Here is a 19679-nt window from a genome sequence, read left to right on the forward strand (position 1 = left end):
CAAGCACTGGCTCAGAAAGGCCGCAAGTCGCACGGTCGAAACCGTCTGCCAGGCGATCGGACAGATCCTCAACGGTGTCACACCGATCGAGTGCTCAAACTACTTCGCAAACTCTGGATATGACCGGTGGTAATCCCATCCCGCTCTAGAATGACGACTGCATAGTAGCGATCCTTCACGCCCCCTTCTGTCCTGCCGGACATCTCCCCCACGAGGGAGGAGATTGGCACCGGCAGCGACCGCGCTTCCTCTCTTGAGCCGCAAACAAAAGGCCCGCGCATCGTGCGATGCGCGGGCCTTTTTCCGGGAATTGAAGCTAGGCGATCAGCTCTTCAGCTTGGCATTGCAGAGGCTGTAGAAGCCGCCGCCCTTCTGGATCCACTTCAGGCCGTTCAGCGTGTTGGCATCCTTGTTGGCATAATACTGCTCGAGGCAGGTATGCATGCGGCCCTTGGCCGGGGTCTCGGTCGCGAATTTCGGCGAGATGGCCTTCGGGAAAGTCACGCCTTTCGGAGCAACAGCGGTCGGCTTTTCCGGTTCGCTGGTGTAGGTGGCTTCGGTCGGAGCCGGCGCGGTGTCGTCATCCGAGGCGCTGGCACCGCATTGGGCCTTGCGGAAGTCGTTCCACTTCATGCCCTTCAGCGTGTTCGCCGTTTTCGCAGCCTGGTATTTGGTGCTGCATTCGGCCATGCTCAGGCCCTTGCCGCCGTCGGCAGTCGCGGTCGAGGTCTTGGTCGTCTTGGCGGGCTTGGTGTCGGTGGCGGGCGCGGTGGCGGCCGCCGCGGTTGCGCCAGGGCCGCACTCGGCCTTGCGGAAGTCGTTCCACTTCATGCCGTTCAGCGTGCCGGCGGATTTCGCAGCCTGGTACTTGGCGCTGCATTCCTTGGAACTCAGGCCCTTGGCCGCGTCGTCGGAAGCGGCGGCGGCCGCCTTCGTCTTCTTGGCGGGCTTGGTGTCGGCTGCCTTCGTATCGGTCGCGGCCTTGGCGTCAGTGGTCGCCTTGGTGTCGGTCGCGGCGGAAGCGTCGGTACCGCACTGGGCCTTGCGGAACTGGTTCCAGGTCTGGCCAGAGAGCGTTCCCGCATCCTTGGCCGCGTTATACTTGGTGCTGCACTCGGCCATGGTCAGCGCGTTGGCCGGCGCCGCCAGGAACAAGGTTGCGACGGCGATCCCCGTCAAAGCTGCAAGTCTATGAATAAGCATGGCGTTTTCTCCCTTGCTGCCGCCATTAAGTGTCCCTATGCCGAATCAATAGCTCTCAATGTCCGGCTGCGCCAGATGCTCCCGGCATTGATACCGTCACAAAGTGTGTTGATCCTGATAAGGTGATGAATTGCTTGCCGGCGTGTCGATAGCCAAGGTTAACCGGTGGATAGGGCACCGAAAAGCCTGGCTTGAGCAGGTGCAGAGCCGCCAAGTAAAAGGCGGTGGCAGGCTGTCGAATCACTTGCACAGCCCGCGACAATGATTTTCTAAGGATTGGTAATATATAATGACGAAATTTGATGATCGGATGCGGCCCAATTGTGGCAATACGGGCGGCTGAAAAACCGACAGGGACTGTAAGGCACATGGCAGGTCAGTATTTCGGCACCGACGGTATCCGCGGACGCGCCAACAAATTTCCGATGACGGCCGAGATTGCCATGCGAGTCGGCATGGCGGCCGGGCTCTCCTTCCAGCGCGGCAATCATCGTCATCGCGTCGTGCTCGGCAAGGACACGCGGCTTTCCGGCTACATGATCGAGAACGCCATGGTGGCGGGCCTTTGTGCCGCCGGCATGGACGTGTTCCTGCTCGGCCCGATACCGACGCCTGCGGTCGCCATGCTGGTGCGCTCGCTGCGCGCCGACATCGGCGTGATGATCTCGGCCTCGCACAATCCCTATTACGACAACGGCATCAAGCTCTTCGGGCCCGACGGCTACAAGCTCTCCGACGAGATCGAGGAGCGTATCGAGGGCATGCTCGACAAGGACATCGAGCTGGCGCTCGCCGATTCCGACGGGCTCGGCCGGGCCAAGCGCGTCGATGGCGTGCATGACCGCTATATCGAATTCGCCAAGCGCACGCTGCCGCGCTCGATGTCGCTTTCGGGTCTCAGGATCGTCGTCGACTGCGCCAACGGCGCCGCCTACAAGGTGGCGCCGGCCGCGCTTTGGGAGCTGGGCGCCGAGGTCATCGCAATCAATGTCGAGCCCAATGGCTTCAACATCAACAAGGAATGCGGCTCGACCCATCCGGCCGGCCTGCAGAAGAAGGTGCACGAGGTGCGCGCCGACATCGGCATCGCGCTCGACGGCGACGCCGACCGCGTCGTCATCGTCGACGAGAACGGCGCGATCGTCGACGGCGACCAGATCATGGCGCTGATCGCCGAATCCTGGCACCAGAGCGGAAGGCTGGCCGGCGGCGGCGTCGTCTCCACGGTGATGTCCAATCTCGGCCTGGAGCGCTTCCTCGGCGACATGAAGCTGCAGCTGCACCGGACCAAGGTCGGCGACCGCTACGTGGTCGAGCATATGCGCGCGCATGGCTTGAATGTCGGCGGCGAGCAGTCCGGCCATATCGTGCTTTCCGATTTCTCGACCACCGGCGACGGCCTCGTCTCGGCGCTGCAGGTGCTGGCCTGCATCAAGCGGCAGAACCGTCCGGTCAGCGAGCTGTCGAAGAAGTTCGAGCCGGTGCCGCAGCTTCTGAAGAATGTCCGCATCTCGGGCGGCAAGCCGCTGGAGGAAGCGCCGGTCAAGGCAGCGATCGAGGAAGGGCGCAACCGGCTCGGCACGTCCGGCCGCCTCGTCATCCGGCCCTCGGGCACCGAGCCGCTCATCCGCGTCATGGCCGAAGGCGACGATCCGCAACTGGTCGAAGCGGTCGTCAACGATATCGTCGGCATCCTTCAGGACACCCGCAGCGCCGCCTAGAACGCTTCATCGTTTCACGCAAACGCCGAACCGCTCTATCTCTCTGTTTTCCGCAATTGGGCGGAAAGCTACGGCGAAGTCGCCGAGCCTGACCGTTTCACGCTCAGGTCGATATGCGAGCCCGCCCTTCGGCGGGCTTTTCGCTTGCCACACGGACGGCGCGCCGCACTCGGTCTCTAGCTAGAATTGTATGGATTCGTGGTTAATCGGTACGGTTAAACGGCTTTTAACCTTTGCAATTCATTATCCAAACCCGAGGTCAATCATCTTCGGGCGGGTGTCGTCCCGAGGCTTCTTAGGGGTGACAGAATGTTCAAGACAGCAAGAATGGCATTGCTTGCCGCGCTGTTCGGGGGGATGGCCGGGCCGCTCTTCGCGGCCGATCTCCCAGCGCCGCAGGTTGAAGAAGCGCCGCCGCCGGTGGTCGAGCAGCAGCCCATCGATGTCGGCGGCTGGTACATCCGCGGCGATCTCGACTATCACAAATCGAGCCTGCGTGGCATCGACTATATTACATATGGGCCGCCACCCGGCAGCAACGATTTTGATTTCGGCCATCTGAAGGGCGGTTTCTCGCTGGGTGGTGGTGTCGGCTATAAGATCAACAGCTATCTCCGCACCGACCTGACCGCAGATTACTGGTTCAAGTCGAACTTCAACGGCCAGACCTCGGATCTGCTTACAACGTCGACCGAAGTTTCAAAGATGAGCGCCCTGCTGCTGCTCGCCAATGCCTATGTCGACATCGGCACCTGGCACGGCATCACGCCTTATATCGGCGCCGGCATCGGCGGTGCACACGTCAAATGGGACACAGTCCATGATCCGAACACCACCGAGACCAATCCTGGCTCGTCCAACTGGCGCTTCGCCTACGCGCTTATGGCCGGCGCCTCCTACTGTCTGACCGACAGGGTAATCCTCGACGCGGGTTACCGCTTCACACATATCGAGGGCGGCCGCATGTTCGAGTTTGATACGAGCAGTTCCGGACCAGGTTTCGACCACGGCATCAACACCCATGAAGTGCGCGGCGGCTTGCGCTACCAGTTCAGCGGCAACAATGGCTGCGCGGCACCGGTCGCCTATCAGCCGGAGCCAGAACCGATCTACACCAAGTAATCGCTTCCTGAATCCTGGAACTCAAAACCGCCCGGCATCAGCCGGGCGGTTTTTTGTTTTATGCAACGCCGGTAAATATCGATCGAAATCAATTCGGTAACTGGCTGTTATCCTTAACCGGCACTTAACCACTATGGTTAACAATGCTTCCTGAAACGGCAGCTCTGCTCGCGCTCGCGACTGGCGCCAACTTCAGGAGCCGGGGACCATGACATTAAAATCGCGTATCGCACTGGCGCTCGCCGCAATCGTGCTGATGCCGGCGACACAGGCGGTTTCGGCCGATTACGATCCGCCGGTCTATGCCGACCAGGCGCCGGACTATCAGCCGGTCGAGGTCGGCTCGGGCTGGTACCTGCGCGGCGACGTCGGCTACGCCTTCAGCCATCCGTTCGATGACACCAGCAACAATCCGGGCTTTTCACACAGCCAGACGCTGTTCGATGCCAGCGTCGGCATGGGCTATCATTTCAACGATTATCTTCGCGCCGACCTGAACCTGGGGATCCTGCCGTCAAACAAGTTCGGCGACAGTGTAGACACCACGTGTAGCGGATCAACAACGACGACAATCGTCGACAACACCAGCGGAACGATAACAAGCCAAAACACTGTTGCGGGCACTACACAGCCCTGCAAGGGATCCAACAGCGCGTTGAACAAGGCCTATAGCCTGATGGCCAACGGCTACGTCGATCTCGGCACCTATGTCGGTATCACACCCTATATCGGCGCCGGCGCCGGCGTTGTCTACGACAAATACGCCAGCTCAATCGGCGCGAAAAATTGCGTTCCGTCGAACAGCAGCGTCGTCGGCAATGGCACCACCACTACGACGCAATTCAACTGCGATGACCCTGCCGGCTATGCCGGGCAGGTTAGCTCGAAATCCAGATATGACTTTGCATATTCGCTAGCGGCCGGCCTCTCCTATCAGGCGACCAAAAATGTTTCGGTCGACCTAGGCTACGAATATCTCTCGATCCCGAGCGCACAGTATGTCGCCTACGACAACGGACTCTTCAACGTTCACAAGGGCGTGAACTTCCAAACTGTCAAGCTCGGCTTGCGTTACGATCTTTGGTAGCGCAGACGTCTCGCAGACGGCGGTTCTCTTCGGTGCCGCCGTCTGTTTCTTGCCGCATTGCTTTTCGTGAGGGAATATCCTGACAGCGACAAAGACTTTGCTCTTGACGCCGACAGCCTGAGCGCATATCGCCATCCGTGGGCCACCCCTCCCCAACGAGGGGCCACTATCTGGAAGGATAGACCACGATGACGACACCTACGAAGCCCGGACTCCGTCCGGCAAATCCCAACTTCTCCTCAGGTCCCTGCGCAAAACGCCCCGGCTGGTCGGTCGAGGCGCTGTCGAAGGCCGCGCTCGGGCGCTCGCATCGCGCCAAGATAGGCAAGGCGAAGCTCGAGCAGGCGATCGAGCTGACGCGTGAAATCCTCAAGGTTCCCGCGAATTACCGCATCGGCATCGTGCCGGCGTCGGACACCGGCGCGGTCGAGATGGCGCTGTGGTCGCTGCTCGGCGAGCGCGGCGTCGACATGGTCGCCTGGGAAAGCTTCGGTTCCGGCTGGGTGACGGATGTCGTCAAGCAGCTCAAGCTCGCCGATGTGCGCAAGTTCGAGGCGGGCTACGGCCAACTGCCCGACCTGGCGCAGGTCGACTTCGACCGCGACGTGGTCTTCACCTGGAACGGCACGACATCCGGCGTGCGCGTGCCGAACGGCGATTTCATTCCGGCGAACCGCAAGGGCCTGACCATTTGCGACGCCACCTCGGCGGCGTTCGCGCAAAGGCTCGATTTCGAAAAGCTCGATGTGGTCACCTTCTCCTGGCAGAAGGTGCTGGGCGGCGAGGGCGCGCACGGCATGCTGATCCTCAGCCCGCGCGCCGTCGCCCGGCTGGAGACCTACAAGCCGGCCTGGCCGCTGCCGAAGATCTTCCGCCTGACCTCGGGCGGCAAGCTGATCGAAGGCATCTTCAAGGGCGAGACCATCAACACACCGTCGATGCTGTGCGTCGAGGACTATCTCGACGCGCTCCACTGGGCGAAGTCGATCGGCGGGCTCGAGGCGCTGATTGCCCGAGCGGACGCCAATGCCGCTGTGCTCGACCGGTTCGCCGACAAGTCGGCGTGGCTCGGCCACCTTGCCGTCGATCCGGCGACGCGCTCGAACACGTCCGTGTGCCTCTCCTTCACCGATCCGGACGTGACGGCGCTCGATGCCGACGGGCAGGCGGCCTTCGCCAAGGGCATCGTGTCCGCCCTCGACAAGGAAGGCGTCGCCTACGACATCGGCTCCTATCGCGATGCGCCGCCCGGCCTGCGCATCTGGTGCGGAGCCACCGTCGAGACCGCCGATCTCGAAGCGCTGGTGCCCTGGCTCGACTGGGCCTTCGCCACGCAGAAGGCGTCGCTCAAGGCAGCGGCCTGAAATCCGTGGCGGCCTCCGGCCGCCACCTTTTCCGACACATCCAATCCCCTTCAAGGAGGCCGCCATGGCGCCCCGCGTTCTCGTTTCGGATAAACTTTCCACCACCGCCGTGCAGATCTTCAAAGACCGCGGCATCGAGGTCGACTACCTGCCCGATCTCGGCAAGGACAAGGAAAAGCTTCTCGAGGTGATCGACCAGTATGATGGCCTCGCCATCCGATCGGCGACCAAGGTCACTGAGAAGCTGATCAATGCCGCCAGCAGGCTCAAGGTCGTCGGCCGCGCCGGTATCGGCGTCGACAATGTCGATATCCCGGCCGCCAGCCGCAAGGGTATCATCGTGATGAACACGCCCTTCGGCAATTCGATCACCACGGCCGAGCATGCGGTCGCCATGATCTTCGCGTTGGCGCGGCAAATCCCGGAAGCCAACGCCTCCACCCATTCGGGCAAGTGGGAAAAGAACCGTTTCATGGGTGTCGAGATCACCAGCAAGACGCTGGGCGTGATCGGCTGCGGCAATATCGGCTCGATCGTCGCCACGCGCGGCGTCGGGCTGAAGATGCATGTGATCGCCTTCGACCCGTTCCTGTCGGACAGCCGCGCCGAGGAGCTCGGCGTCCAGAAGGTCGAGCTCGACGAGCTCTTCGCCCGCGCCGACTTCATCACCTTGCACACGCCGCTGACCGACAAGACGCGCAACATCATCAACGCGGCGGCGATCGCCAAGATGAAGGACGGCGTGCGCATCATCAACTGCGCGCGCGGCGGACTGGTCGTCGAGGCGGACCTGGTCGCGGCGCTGAAGAGCGGCAAGGTGGCGGGCGCCGGCATCGACGTGTTCGAGGTGGAGCCGGCCGAGCAGAACCCGCTGTTCGGCATGGACAATGTCGTGGCGACGCCGCATCTCGGCGCCTCGACCACCGAGGCGCAGGAGAATGTCGCGCTGCAGGTCGCGGAGCAGATGAGCGACTACCTGATCAAGGGCGCGGTCTCCAACGCCATCAACATGCCTTCGATCACCGCCGAGGAGGCGCCGCGGCTGAAGCCTTTCGTCAAGCTCGCCGAAGTGCTCGGCGCCTTTGTCGGCCAGGTCACCGAGGATCCGATCAAGGAGGTCGAGATCCTGTTCGACGGCTCGACCGCGACGATGAACACGCGCGCGCTGGTGAGTGCTGCCCTTGCCGGCCTCATCCGGCCGCAGGTCTCCGACGTCAACATGGTGTCGGCGCCGATCATGGTGAAGGAGCGCGGCATCATCGTCGCCGAGGTCAAGCGCGACAAGTCGGGCGTGTTCGACGGCTACATCAAGCTCACCGTCACGACCGAGCACAGGACGCGCTCGATCGCCGGCACCTGCTTCTCCGACGGCAAGCCGCGCTTCATCCAGATCAAGGGCATCAATCTCGACGCCGAGGTCGGCCAGCACATGCTCTACACCACCAATGCCGATGCGCCCGGCATCATCGGCCTGCTCGGCACCGTGTGCGGCGAGAACGGCGTCAACATCGCCAACTTCCAGCTCGGCCGTAACCGGCCGGGCGGCGATGCGATCGCGCTGCTTTATCTCGACGCGCCCTTCCCGGAAAAAGTACTGGAGCAGGTGCGCGCGCACAAGTCGATCGACTCGGCGAAGCGGCTGCGCTTCGACGTCGGCGGCGAGTAATCCTCGACTGACATGAAAAAACGCCCCGTCTGCATCAGCGGGCGGGGCGTCAATGGATCGAAGTTGCTGACGGCTGCTTTGCGCATGGCGCGAGATATCATCCCGACTGCAACACTGCTCGGCTGCCGCTGTATTCGGCAAGCGCAATGCCGCCGAGGACAAGTGCCAGCGCGAAAGCCTGATAGGCCTGAAACTGCTCGCCGACGATCAGCACCGAAAGCAGCGTGCCGAAGATCGGCACCAGGTTGATGAACAGGCCGGCGCGGTTGGCGCCGATCAATTCGTTGCCCTTGATGTAGAGGACCTGCGAGACGACCGAAGCGCCAAGCGCCGTATAGAGCGTGAGCGCCCATCCGCGCGCGTCCGGCACGATGACGCGGCCCGACGCGACCTCCCAGAGCAAGAAGGGCAAGGAGATCAACAGCGCGGCGATCGACAGCGCCAGCATGAAACTTTGCCAGCGGATTGCCGGCTTGAGCCGCAGCCCCACCGAATAGAGGCTGTAGCAAAGCACCGCGACAAGCATGATGGCGTCGCCGAAGTTGAGGTCGAGCTTCAGGAGCTGGCCGAGGTCGCCATGGCTGGCGGTCAGCGCGACGCCGACGATGGTGAGGATGACGCCGACGATCTGGAGGGGCTGCACGCGCAGCCTGAAGAGCACAAAATTGGCCAGGATGATGACGATCGGAATGGCTGCCTGCTCGATCGAGACGTTGATGGCGGTCGTGTAGTTGAGCGCCGTGTAGAAGATGACGTTGAAGATGGTGAAGCCGCAGGCGCCGAGGCCGGCAAGCAGCTTCCAGTGGCTGCGCACTACGGGCCAATCCTCGCGCAGCGTCCGCCAGCCGACGGGCAGCAGGATCAGCACCGCCATCACCCAGCGCAGGAACACCAGCGTCATCGGCGAGACATGGCCGACTGCAAGCTTGCCCGCCACCGAATTGCCGCCCCACAACAGCATGGTCGACAGAAGGAACAGATAGGCGGCTCGATGCATGGAGGTTCCGGCCCCGCAGGATGTTCGAGGGTTCAGGCCGGCCTAGAGTGGTGGCGGCGGCAAGTAAATGATGCGAAGGCCGGAATTTGTTGTGCCTGGATCAGGTTGACGTTTCGCCGGCGCCGTCATTTCGATCCAACTCCTGGCTGGGGCATGGTCTTTTGCGAAAGCCGGCTCCCGCTTTCGGGGGTATGCTCCAAGGATGGTTTCGGCGGCAAAGAAAGGGTCGCGCCGGCCTGCGCTTGACGCTATAGAGGCCTGTCGTTTCAGGCCGCCCGCGCGGCATTTCAAGGGAAAAGAACATGGCCAATGTGGTGGTCGTCGGCTCGCAATGGGGCGACGAAGGCAAGGGCAAGATCGTCGACTGGCTGTCGGAACGGGCCGATGTGGTCGTGCGCTTCCAGGGCGGCCACAATGCCGGCCATACGCTGGTCGTCGACGGCAAGGTCTACAAGCTGTCGCTGCTGCCCTCGGGCGTGGTGCGGGAGGGCAAGCTTTCGATCATCGGCAATGGCGTGGTGTTCGATCCGCATGCTTTCGTCGCCGAAGCCAAGAAGCTCAAGGAACAGGGTGTGGAGGTCACGCCGGAGCGCCTGAAAATAGCCGAAAACACCGCGCTTATCCTGTCGCTGCACCGGGAGCTGGACGGATTCCGCGAAGACGCCGCCTCGAATTCCGGAACCAAGATTGGCACGACCCGCCGTGGCATCGGCCCCGCCTATGAGGACAAGGTGGGCAGGCGCGCGGTGCGGGTGATGGATTTGGCGGATTTGGAAACGCTCCCGTTGAAGGTCGACAGGCTGCTGACGCACCACAACGCCCTGCGCCGCGGGCTCGGCCATGCGGAAGCGACGCATGAGGCGATCATGCAGGAGCTGACCTCGGTGGCCGCCGAGATCCTGCCCTACATGGACCGCGTCTGGAAGGTGCTCGACGACAAGCGTCGCGCCGGCGAGCGCATCCTGTTCGAGGGCGCGCAGGGCACGCTGCTCGACATCGACCACGGCACCTATCCTTTCGTCACCTCGTCCAACACGGTCGCGGGTCAAGCCGCCGCCGGCGCGGGCGTCGGCCCCGGCGTCATCGGCTACGTGCTCGGCATCACCAAGGCCTATACGACGCGCGTCGGCGAGGGACCGTTCCCGACCGAGCAGAAGAACGAGATCGGCGAGTTCCTCGGCACGCGCGGCCATGAGTTCGGCGTGGTCACCGGCCGCAAGCGCCGCTGCGGCTGGTTCGACGCCGTGCTGGTGCGCCAGGCCGTCGCCGTCAACGGCATCAAGGGCATCGCTCTGACCAAGCTCGACGTGCTCGACGGGCTGGACGAGATCAAGGTCTGCACGGGCTACAGGCTCGACGGCGAGACGATCGACTACCTGCCGGCCAGCCAGGGCGCGCAAGCGCGGGTCGAGCCCATTTACGAGACCCTCGAAGGCTGGAAGGGAACCACGGCCGGCGCCAGAAGCTGGAACGATTTGCCGGCGCAGGCCGTCAAATATGTCCGCTATATCGAGGAGCTGATCGGCGCCCCGGTGGCGCTGCTTTCCACCAGCCCCGAGCGGGACGACACAATACTTGTGACCGATCCGTTTCAAGACTAGTTTCACAGCCCTTCCCGGCGCTATGGCTGATTTGCGGCCGGGCGGGAAAAGAATGCAGGTCACCTGACGCATGGCAGATTTCGTTAGTGTTCTGAAAAAGCAGCTCGCGAAGAAGGACGAACCTTCGTTCGAGATGCGCAAGCAGATATACGACGGTGCCCGCGCGGTGCTGGCGAAGAAGCTCGCCGAGTATTCTCCGCCGCTTGCGCCCGATGTCGTCAGCAAGCAGAAGCGCTCGCTGGAAGACGCCATTTCCAGCGTCGAGCGCGACTACGTCAAACGCCCTCCGGCCGAGGATCCGCTGGCGGAGCTGGAGCATATCTTCTCCTCCATCGATCGCAACAAGAACCAGCCGAGCCACTCCCGCCAGCCGGCGGCGCCTGAGCCCGCCAAGCCGGATCCGTTCAAATCCGAGCCGTTCAAGCCGGCGCCGGCGCCCGCCAGGACGGAGCCAAGCTGGCAAAGCGCGCCGAAGGCGGAGCCGGCGCGGCAAATCCCTGCGAAGACCGAGCCGGCCTGGCAGAACACGGCAAGGACGGAACCGAACTGGCAGACCGCGCCAAAGGCGGAGCCAGCCTGGCAGAAGCCGCCGCCGCCGATGCCTTCGCCGCGTGACGACGATGTCGGCCTTGCCGGCATGGACGCCGCCGATGCCGATGACGGCGGCGACGTCTTTGCCAATGACGAGCAGCCGGCCGATACCTTCCAGCGCCTGCGGCCACAGCCGCCGCAGCGCAAGCGCAGCTATGGCGGCTTGATCGCCGCCGTCATCGCGCTCCTGGTGCTGGCCGGCGGCGGCTACGGCATATGGCTGAACAAGAATGCGTTCGGCTCGCTCTTCGGCCTTGGCGCCGGTGGCAGCAAGACGGTCTCGACCGAGCCGCTGGTCAAGCCGGCTCCGGCCAAGCCGGCGACTGAGACGGCGGCGGCGCCGGCTGCGTCCGGCACCGGCGAGACTGCCGACACGACCAAGTTCACGCAGCGCCTGACATCCGAGGGCAAGGAGACCGATCCCGGTCCGGCCGGCGGACAGGCCACGATCGGCGAAGGCGAATCCGTCGCGGCGCTCACCTCGCGGCCGCCGGCGGCGCCAGCGACGACCCCGCCTGTTGCGGCCACGCAAACGCCCGCGGCACCTGCCGCGGGAGCAACGCCGGCTGCGCCGGCGACCGACGCCGCCAATCCGACGCCGCCCGCGGCCGGAGCCCCACCACCAGCTGCTGCGGCAACGCAGCCCGCGGCCGGCACCACACCGCCGGCGGCTGGAACAACTCCGCCTGCCGCGGGCACGACGCCAGCTGCGCCCGCGCCGGCGACAGCCGAAGCGACCCTGCCGGTCGGCCAGAAGGCGATCTTCTATGAGGAGCGCACCAGCACCCAGCAGGGCACGGCCGAGCCGGGCAGCATCGTCTGGTCGCTGGTGCAGGAATCGCCCGGCGGCGATCTGCCGCCGGAGCCGGCGATCCGCGCCGAGGCGACGATCCCGGGCAAGAACCTCCAGCTGCGCATGACGATCCGGCGCAACGCCGACCAGACCTTGCCGGCCAGCCACATCATCGAAATGATTTTCCTGACGCCGAAAGACTTCGACGGCGGCGGCGTCGACGGCCTTCTGCGCATCGCCATGAAGAGCTCGGAGCAGGATGCCGGCAGCCCGCTGATAGGCCTCCCGGCCAAGATCGGCGACGGCTTCTTCCTCGTCGCGCTCAACGACACCAAGGCCGACGAGGACGCCAACCTGACGCTGCTGAGGGGGCAGGCGTGGATCGACGTGCCGGTGGTCTACAAGACCGGACGCCGCGCGCTGCTCACCATGGAAAAGGGCATCCCGGGCGAAAAAGTGTTCGACGAGGCGCTGAAGGCCTGGGCGGCGAAGACGTCGGGGTGAAGTTAAAGGCGCGCCTTAAAGCCTTGAAAGAGCATGTCGAGCGCAGCGACGATATCGTCGTGGTGGCTCGTAAGATTGGTTCGATTTTCACCCAGTTCGGTCGCCGCAACCGTGGCAATCAGGTGGGTGGCCATCACCATCTTCCGGCCGTTGATCTCGAAAACCGGATGCAGCTTGCGCATTGGCGAAGGTGCCGAGGTCAGCGGCAGAAGCGGAACGACCACGCGAGTCTTGAAGTGGTCGAGCAGGTCGGATTGAACGTCGAGCAGATAGCCGCCTTCGATGCTGCTGGCGAAGACGTCATAGCGCGCCATTAGAATTGCCGATGTTCGGCGAGCGGGATGCCGTGCTTGTCGACATAGTCGTTCCAGGCGACCATCGTCGCGCGGTTTTCAAGCTTCCATAGCCGCGTTTTCTCCGCAGCAACCGCTTCCGCTATGCCGGCCTCCGCGGCACGCGATACATTCACGTTGAGCCCCTTGGCTTCCGCCATGAGTTGAGAATCGATAGACAGGTTAGCCGGTTGGCGGACTGCGTTCGGCGCTATCTTGCGCATGATGGTGTCCTCATTATGCGCATATCTTATGCGCACGCCGCCGTTTTTGCAACGAAGACAGCGCTACCCCTCCATCTCCTCCCGCAGCATCTCCAGCTCCAGCCACTCTTCCTCGAGCGCGGCGAGCGTGGTGCGTTCCTTGTCGAGCGCGGCGATGGTCTTCTGGAACGAGGTCGGGTCGCGCTCGTAGAAGGACGGGTCGGCGATGTTGTTTTCCAGCCGCGAGATAGAGGCCGTCACCGCCTCGATCTTCTTCGGCAGCGAATCCAACGCGAATTTCTGCTTGAACGAGAGCTTTCTTGCGGGGCCCTTAGGCGATGGCTGTTCGGCTTTCGATCCAGCCTCGCCTGCCTCGGTTTTCGACCTTGCCTTGCGATCCTCCAGCCTGGAACCGCCGCGCTGCGCCAGCATGTCGGAATAGCCGCCGGCATATTCGATCCAGCGGCCGTTGCCGTCCGGCGCGATCACGCTGGTGACGGTGCGGTCGAGAAAATCGCGGTCGTGGCTGACCAGGATCACGGTGCCGGCAAAGCCCGCGACCAGTTCCTGCAGCAGTTCCAGCGTCTCCATGTCGAGATCGTTGGTCGGCTCGTCGAGCACCAGCAAGTTCGCCGGCCGTGCCAAGACCCGGGCCAGCAGCAGCCGCGCGCGCTCGCCGCCGGAAAGCTCGCGCACCGGCGTGCGCGCCTGCTCCGGTTTGAACAAGAAGTCCTTCATGTAGGAAACGACATGGCGCTGCTCGCCATTGATGACGAGGTTCTCGCCGCGCCCGTCGGTCAGGTAATGCGCCAGCGTCTCGGCCGGGTCGACGGCCTCGCGCTTCTGGTCGAGCGTCGCGATCTCGAGATTGACGCCGAGGCGCACGGTGCCGGCGTCCGGCGCCAGCTCGCCGGTCAGCATCTTCAAAAGCGTCGTCTTGCCGGCGCCGTTCGGGCCGACCAGGCCGACGCGGTCGCCACGCTGGATGCGGGTCGAGAAACCCTTGATCACGGTGAGGTCGCCAAAGCTCTTGTCGATGGCCTTGGCCTCGATCACCAGCTTGCCGGATTCGGCCGCGTCGCTCGCCACCATGGTCGCTGTCCCCTCGGCGCCGCGGTGGCTGCGGAAACGCTGGCGCATGGTCTGCAACTCGCCGAGGCGGCGCATGTTGCGCTTGCGCCTGGCGGTCACGCCGTAGCGCAGCCAGTGCTCCTCGCGCACGATCTGGCGGCCGAGCTTGTGCTGCTCGCGTTCCTCCTCTTCCAACACCTGGTCGCGCCATTCCTCGAAATGGGCGAAACCCTTGTCCAGTCGCCGCGTCTGGCCGCGGTCGAGCCAGACGGTGGCGCGCGTAACCCGCTCGAGAAAGCGGCGGTCGTGCGAGATCAGGATGACGGCCGAGGAAGTTCGGGCAAGCTCTTCTTCCAGCCATTCGATGACAGAAAGATCGAGATGGTTGGTCGGTTCGTCGAGCAGCAGGATGTCGGGTTCGGGCGCCATGACGCGGGCAAGGGCGGCGCGGCGCGCCTCGCCGCCGGAAAGGTCGTTCGGCCGCTCCTCGCCGGTCAACCCGAGATGTTCCATCAGATAGGTCGCGCGATGCGGATCGTCGGCCGGACCGAGGCCCGCCTCGACATAGGCGCGCACGTCGGCGAAGCCGTCCATGTCGGGCATTTGCGGCAGATAGCGGACCGTGGCCGAGGGCTGGCGGAACACTTCGCCGTCCTGCGGCTCGATCATTCCGGCTGCGATCTTGAGCAGGGTCGACTTGCCCGAGCCGTTGCGGCCGACCAATGCGATCTTCTCGCCGGCGGATGCGCTGAGCGCCGCGCCGTCTAGCAGCGGAGTGCCGCCGAAGGTCAGTTTAATGCCGTCGAGGTTGAGAAGTGGCGGCGCCATCTGGAAATGTCAGCTTTCAGGAAGAGGGTAGGGGTGGGCCAGAAGCAGCGCGCGGCCACGCTCCAGCGCGATGCCAAGCTGCCCTTTGACCTCGTTTGATATAGTGAGCGAGGAGCCGAACGCCACCTCGACGCGGTCGAGCGGCCATTTGGCGCCCGTGACCGTCAGGCCGGACAGATCGGAGAAGCCGAGCACCGAAAACAAGGTGCCGTCGGCATAGTCGAAACCGGCGCTGCCCGGCAGGACGGGGACGCCTTCCTGCGCCCCGCTGGTCAGCAGTATCGTCGTACCCGCTTCGGCGAGCCGAAGCCCGAGCGCCAGATGCAGGAAGGCATGGTCGGCGCGCTTGCCGCCGAAGGCTCCGGCCAGCACCAGGCTGGTGGCGCCGCGCTGGAGCGCTTCGGCTATGGCGAGCTCGCCATCGGTCATGTCCTTCTCGGCCGGGAATACCTTGCGCGGAACGGCGGCTAGGTCCTTTGGGAGGTTCGCCGGCACCGAGTCGAAATCGCCGACCCAGATCTCCGGCAGCAGTCCGAGCATGCGTGCATGGCCGATGCCGGCGTCGGCGGCGATGACGCGCGAACCCTCGATCTGGCGTTCGAGCCGGGGCGTGCGGATAAGCTCGCCGCCAAGCAGGATGGTGAATGTGCCCATGGCCGTCGCCCTTACCAGCCCTCCAAGCGAAACGGAAGCCGGATGGCCCCAGGTTCGGTTGCGAGCCTGCTGCCGGGGAACATTAGCTGCCCGGCAAACTTCCGCTTGCGCGCCGCTTCGGCCGGGCCTATCTGTCGAAACGCTCTAACGGGGTGCCGGACGTGATCCGGCTGAGAGGCGATCAAGCCAACCCGCTGAACCTGATCCGGTTTGTACCGGCGGAGGGATTAGACGTTTCGGACCATCCGACGCCTCAATTCCTTGTCACTCGAACGAAGGAGGCGCCGATGCGCTCGATACTGTCACGTCTGATACTGGCAACAGGCTTTGTTTCGCTGCTGGCGGGTGTTGCGCCCGCCGAGGCGAAGGACAAGCTCACCGTCTACACCTATGAAAGCTTCACCGCCGACTGGGGTCCCGGTCCCGCGGTGAAGAAGGAATTCGAGGCCGAATGCGGCTGCGATCTCGAATTCGTTTCGGTGGCGGATGGCGTTGCCTTGCTCAGCCGGGTCAAGCTGGAAGGCGCCGGCACCAAGGCCGATATCGTGCTTGGCCTCGACACCAACCTGACGGCGGACGCCAAGGCGAGCGGCCTGTTCGCGCCGCATGGCGAAGTCTCCGGCATCAATGTGCCCGGCGGCTGGAGCGACGACACGTTCGTGCCCTTCGACTATGGCTATTTCGCCGTCGTCTATGACACGGAGAAGCTAAAAATCCCGCCGAAGAGCCTGAAGGAGCTGGTCGAGGGTACCGGCACGGACAAGATCGTCATCCAGGATCCGCGCACCTCGACGCCCGGCCTCGGGCTGCTTCTGTGGGTGAAATCGGTCTATGGCGACAAGGCGCCGGAAGCCTGGGCCAAGCTCAAGCCGAAGGTCCTGACGGTGACGCCCGGCTGGAGCGAGGCCTACGGCCTGTTCACCAAGGGCGAGGCGCCGATGGTGCTGTCCTACACCACATCGCCGGCCTACCACATGGTGGCCGAGAACACCGAGCGCTACCAGGCAGCCTCCTTCGAGGAAGGCGAGTACCTGCAGATCGAGGTGGCCGGCATCACCACGACGGGGGCGAAGAACCCGCTGGCGCAAAAGTTCATCGCCTTCATGACCGGGCCGAAATTCCAGGACATCATCCCGGAAACCAACTGGATGTTCCCGGCGGGCAAGACCGACAAGCCGCTCAACCCGGCCTTCGACAAACTGGTCAAGCCGACCAAGACCTTGCTGTTCAGCCCGGAGGAAGTCGCCGCCAACCGCAAGGCCTGGGTGGATGAGTGGCTGGCTGTGATGAGCAAGTAGATTTTCGATGCTTGCGCCAAGGCCCCCCTCTCTGTCCTGCCGGACATCTCCCCCTCAAGGGGGGAGTTTGGCAGCTTTGGCGCCTTGCTCAATCCTGCGGCATTGGAGATTGGCGAAAGCCCGCGTGACGTCTGATCTCCCCCCTAGAGGGGGAGATGGCCGGCAGGCCAGAGAGGGGCGCGAAGGAACGCGGCGCCCGCTAGCTCGAACCCAAAGGGTGCAGCGTGCAACCCACGCCGCGCCCTGACTCCCGCATCACCGCCGGCATTGCCGCACTCGCGGCCACCGCCATCCTCATCGGCGGCGCTTTCGCCGGCCTCGCCCTCGAAGGCATGCAGGATCTCTCCGGCGCTGCCGCCGCCTTCGACGGCTATCTCCTGCGCGTCGCCCGCTTCACGCTCTGGCAAGCGGCTCTGTCGACGCTCTTATCGGTCGCGCCGGCGCTGCTGGTCGCGCGCGCCCTGTCGCGACATTCGGCCTTTCCCGGCCGTCGACTGATCCTGCAGCTGTTTACCGTGCCGCTGGCCTTGCCGGCGATCGTCGCCGCGCTCGGTATCCTGGCGCTCTATGGTCGCGCCGGGTACTTTGCCGGCGCTTTCGCCAGGCTCGGCGGCGGGGATTGGCCGGGGATCTACGGCCTCTCCGGCATCCTGGTCGCGCATGTCTTCTTCAACCTGCCGCTGGCCACGCGCCTCTTCCTCGAGGCGCTGGGCACCATTCCCGCCGACCAGTGGCGGCTGGCGAGCCAGCTCGGCATGGGCGTCCGGCCGGCCTTCCGGCTGATCGAATGGCCGGTGCTGCGCGCGGCCCTGCCGGGGATTGCCGGGCTGGTCTTCATGCTCTGCATCACCTCCTTCACCATCATATTGACGCTGGGCGGCGGTCCGGCCGCGACGACGCTGGAGGTCGCCATCTACCAGGCGCTGCGCTTCGATTTCGATCCCGCGCGCGCCGTGGTGCTGACGCTGCTGCAGATCGCACTCACCTTTGTCGTGGTCGTCGCGCTCACGCGGCTCGGCGCCAACACGGTCGGCGACGCCAACCTGCCGGTGGTATCGCGCCGCTACCTTTCGGTGGGCCGGATCGAAAGTGTGCTGAACGTCGGCCTCATCGTGCTTGCCCTGCTGTTCGTCGCCGGACCGATGCTTGCGACCGTGCTTTCAGGCTTTCAGGCCGATCTCGGCCGGCTGGCGGGTGAAGCGGCGGTGCGCCGCGCGACGCTGACCAGCGCGGGCCTCGCTTTGCTTGCGGCGCTGCTCAGCGTGACGTTGTCGCTGGCGCTGATCGCGGCGCGGCGCGCGCTGGCCCTGCGGCGCCGGGCGGGCGGCGCCATGGGCCTGCTCGAACACGCCGCCGACACCGGCGCCGGCTTCGTGCTCGTCGTGCCTCCGATCGTGCTTGGCGCAGGCTGGTTCCTGGCGCTGCGCCACGTCACCGATGTCTTTGCCGTCGCGCCAGTCATGGTCGTCGCCGTCAACGCGGTGATGGCGATGCCCTTTGCCATCCGCGCCATTCGTCCCGCCTATGACGCGGCGAGCGAGCGCCACGAGCGCCTTTGCGTGGCGCTCGGCATATCCGGCTGGACCAGGCTCAGCCTGATCGACTGGCCGTCGCTCAGACGGCCCCTGGCCACCGGCTTCGCCTTCGCCATGGCGCTGTCGCTCGGCGATCTCGGCGTGATCGCGCTGTTCGGCAGCGATTCCGTGCAGACCTTGCCCTATCTGCTTTTGGCGCGCATGGGCAGCTACCGGACAGCCGACGCCGCGGGACTTGCCTTGCTGCTCGGCCTGGTCTGCCTGATGCTGGTGTTTGCCGCGGACTGGCTGGGGCGGGAAGGAAAGTCATGACGACCATGGACGGCACCGCCACGCAAAAGGGCCTCACCGTCGCCCTGGATGGCGTCTCGTTCAGCTATGGCGAGGCCTCCTTCCGCTTCGACGCCGAATTCGAGGCCGGCAGGATCACCGCCATCATGGGGCCGAGCGGCTCCGGCAAGTCGACGCTGCTCAATCTGATAGCCGGCTTCGAAACGCCCGATGCGGGCAAGGTGCTGATCGGCGGCATCGATATCGGCGACACACCGCCTTCGGCGCGGCCGGTGTCGATGGTGTTTCAGGAAAACAACTTGTTTGCCCATCTTACCGTGGAAGCCAATGTCGGGCTCGGCCGCTCGCCGTCGCTGAAACTCGGCGACGCCGATCGCGCCGCCGTCACCAAGGCGCTGGCGCGGGTTGGCCTTGCCGGCAAGGAAAAGCGGCTGCCGCGCGAGCTATCCGGCGGGGAGCGGCAGCGCGTGGCGCTGGCGAGGGTGCTGCTGCGCGACCGGCCCGTCTTGCTGCTCGACGAACCTTTCGCATCGCTCGGCCCGGCGTTGCGCGACGACATGCTAGACCTTATGGCCGGCATCCATGCCGAGCGCGAAATGACGGTGCTGTTCGTCACCCATCAGCCGGAAGATGCGCGCCGCATCGGCCAGGACGTGGCATTTCTCGACGAAGGCACGATCGCGGCGACCGGGCCGGCGGCCGATTTCTTCGATCGGTCTGGACCGGACGCCTTCCGGCGCTATATCGGCGATCGAGGCAGCACCGTTGCCGGATCACAACACATTGCCCGGAAGCGGACATAATTTACGGCCAAACCG

The 19679-nt window shown here is 64.4% G+C and carries 16 protein-coding genes and 1 riboswitch; of the genes, 10 read left to right on the forward strand and 6 right to left on the reverse strand.

Annotated features, from left to right (window positions below; all coding sequences use genetic code 11):
* Nucleotides 1-324 precede the first annotated feature (324 nt).
* Nucleotides 325-1203: a hypothetical protein gene (locus tag AC0YKC_RS08450; RefSeq protein ID WP_488510781.1), complete on the reverse strand. Its 879-nt coding sequence runs from the start codon at nt 1201-1203 to the stop codon at nt 325-327.
* A gap of 368 nt (nt 1204-1571) precedes the next feature.
* On the opposite strand from AC0YKC_RS08450, the gene glmM reads away from it, so the two are divergent.
* The 5 genes from glmM (at nt 1572) to serA (ending at nt 8163) form a co-directional block, all read left to right on the forward strand.
* Nucleotides 1572-2924, forward strand: a complete 1353-nt coding sequence (glmM, locus tag AC0YKC_RS08455; RefSeq protein WP_320296454.1) for a phosphoglucosamine mutase — start codon at nt 1572-1574, stop codon at nt 2922-2924.
* Nucleotides 2925-3233: 309 nt separating this feature from the next.
* Nucleotides 3234-4046 (forward strand): outer membrane protein, encoded by an 813-nt coding sequence (locus tag AC0YKC_RS08460; protein WP_434724341.1) that lies wholly within the window; start codon nt 3234-3236, stop codon nt 4044-4046.
* Nucleotides 4047-4254: 208 nt separating this feature from the next.
* Complete coding sequence (locus AC0YKC_RS08465) at nt 4255-5133, forward strand: outer membrane protein (RefSeq protein ID WP_488510782.1); 879 nt, start codon at nt 4255-4257, stop codon at nt 5131-5133.
* 188 nt (nt 5134-5321) lie between these two features.
* The gene (locus AC0YKC_RS08470; protein ID WP_488510783.1) at nt 5322-6497 is read left to right on the forward strand and encodes a phosphoserine transaminase; all 1176 of its coding nucleotides are present in this window, start codon (nt 5322-5324) and stop codon (nt 6495-6497) included.
* Nucleotides 6498-6561: 64 nt separating this feature from the next.
* Complete coding sequence (gene serA / locus AC0YKC_RS08475; RefSeq protein ID WP_320296458.1) at nt 6562-8163, forward strand: phosphoglycerate dehydrogenase; 1602 nt, start codon at nt 6562-6564, stop codon at nt 8161-8163.
* A 97-nt stretch (nt 8164-8260) separates the two neighbouring features.
* Here the strand turns inward: serA and AC0YKC_RS08480 are convergent, their stop codons facing one another.
* The gene (locus AC0YKC_RS08480) at nt 8261-9160 is read right to left on the reverse strand and encodes a DMT family transporter (RefSeq protein ID WP_320296459.1); all 900 of its coding nucleotides are present in this window, start codon (nt 9158-9160) and stop codon (nt 8261-8263) included.
* 302 nt (nt 9161-9462) lie between these two features.
* Between AC0YKC_RS08480 and AC0YKC_RS08485 the strand changes: the two genes are divergently transcribed.
* Together AC0YKC_RS08485 and AC0YKC_RS08490 are read left to right on the forward strand one after the other, a co-directional pair.
* The gene (locus AC0YKC_RS08485) at nt 9463-10761 is read left to right on the forward strand and encodes an adenylosuccinate synthase (RefSeq protein ID WP_320296460.1); all 1299 of its coding nucleotides are present in this window, start codon (nt 9463-9465) and stop codon (nt 10759-10761) included.
* 70 nt (nt 10762-10831) lie between these two features.
* The gene (locus AC0YKC_RS08490) at nt 10832-12649 is read left to right on the forward strand and encodes a hypothetical protein (RefSeq protein WP_488510784.1); all 1818 of its coding nucleotides are present in this window, start codon (nt 10832-10834) and stop codon (nt 12647-12649) included.
* A gap of 2 nt (nt 12650-12651) precedes the next feature.
* Here the strand turns inward: AC0YKC_RS08490 and AC0YKC_RS08495 are convergent, their stop codons facing one another.
* From AC0YKC_RS08495 to AC0YKC_RS08510, 4 genes are all read right to left on the reverse strand, one after another.
* Entirely contained in the window at nt 12652-12963 is a 312-nt protein-coding gene (locus tag AC0YKC_RS08495) for a CcdB family protein (protein WP_320296462.1), read from the reverse strand.
* Nucleotides 12963-13205 (reverse strand): type II toxin-antitoxin system CcdA family antitoxin, encoded by a 243-nt coding sequence (locus tag AC0YKC_RS08500; RefSeq protein ID WP_320296463.1) that lies wholly within the window; start codon nt 13203-13205, stop codon nt 12963-12965. The genes AC0YKC_RS08495 and AC0YKC_RS08500 overlap by 1 nt, the downstream gene beginning before the upstream one ends.
* A 63-nt stretch (nt 13206-13268) precedes the next feature.
* The gene (locus tag AC0YKC_RS08505; protein ID WP_488510785.1) at nt 13269-15083 is read right to left on the reverse strand and encodes an ABC-F family ATP-binding cassette domain-containing protein; all 1815 of its coding nucleotides are present in this window, start codon (nt 15081-15083) and stop codon (nt 13269-13271) included.
* A gap of 9 nt (nt 15084-15092) precedes the next feature.
* Nucleotides 15093-15737, reverse strand: coding sequence for a thiamine diphosphokinase (locus tag AC0YKC_RS08510; protein ID WP_320296465.1), 645 nt, complete (start codon nt 15735-15737; stop codon nt 15093-15095).
* Nucleotides 15738-15875: 138 nt separating this feature from the next.
* Nucleotides 15876-15981: riboswitch (TPP riboswitch) on the forward strand.
* 43 nt (nt 15982-16024) lie between these two features.
* On the opposite strand from AC0YKC_RS08510, the gene thiB reads away from it, so the two are divergent.
* The 3 genes from thiB (at nt 16025) to thiQ (ending at nt 19664) form a co-directional block, all read left to right on the forward strand.
* The gene (gene thiB / locus AC0YKC_RS08515) at nt 16025-17035 is read left to right on the forward strand and encodes a thiamine ABC transporter substrate binding subunit (protein ID WP_488510786.1); all 1011 of its coding nucleotides are present in this window, start codon (nt 16025-16027) and stop codon (nt 17033-17035) included.
* A gap of 224 nt (nt 17036-17259) precedes the next feature.
* The gene (gene thiP / locus AC0YKC_RS08520; protein WP_488510787.1) at nt 17260-18882 is read left to right on the forward strand and encodes a thiamine/thiamine pyrophosphate ABC transporter permease; all 1623 of its coding nucleotides are present in this window, start codon (nt 17260-17262) and stop codon (nt 18880-18882) included.
* Nucleotides 18879-19664, forward strand: a complete 786-nt coding sequence (thiQ, locus tag AC0YKC_RS08525) for a thiamine ABC transporter ATP-binding protein (protein ID WP_488510788.1) — start codon at nt 18879-18881, stop codon at nt 19662-19664. Before thiP ends, thiQ begins: the two co-directional genes overlap by 4 nt.
* Nucleotides 19665-19679: the final 15 nt, after the last annotated feature.

The sequence above is a fragment of the Mesorhizobium sp. CNPSo 4661 genome (genome assembly GCF_057784215.1).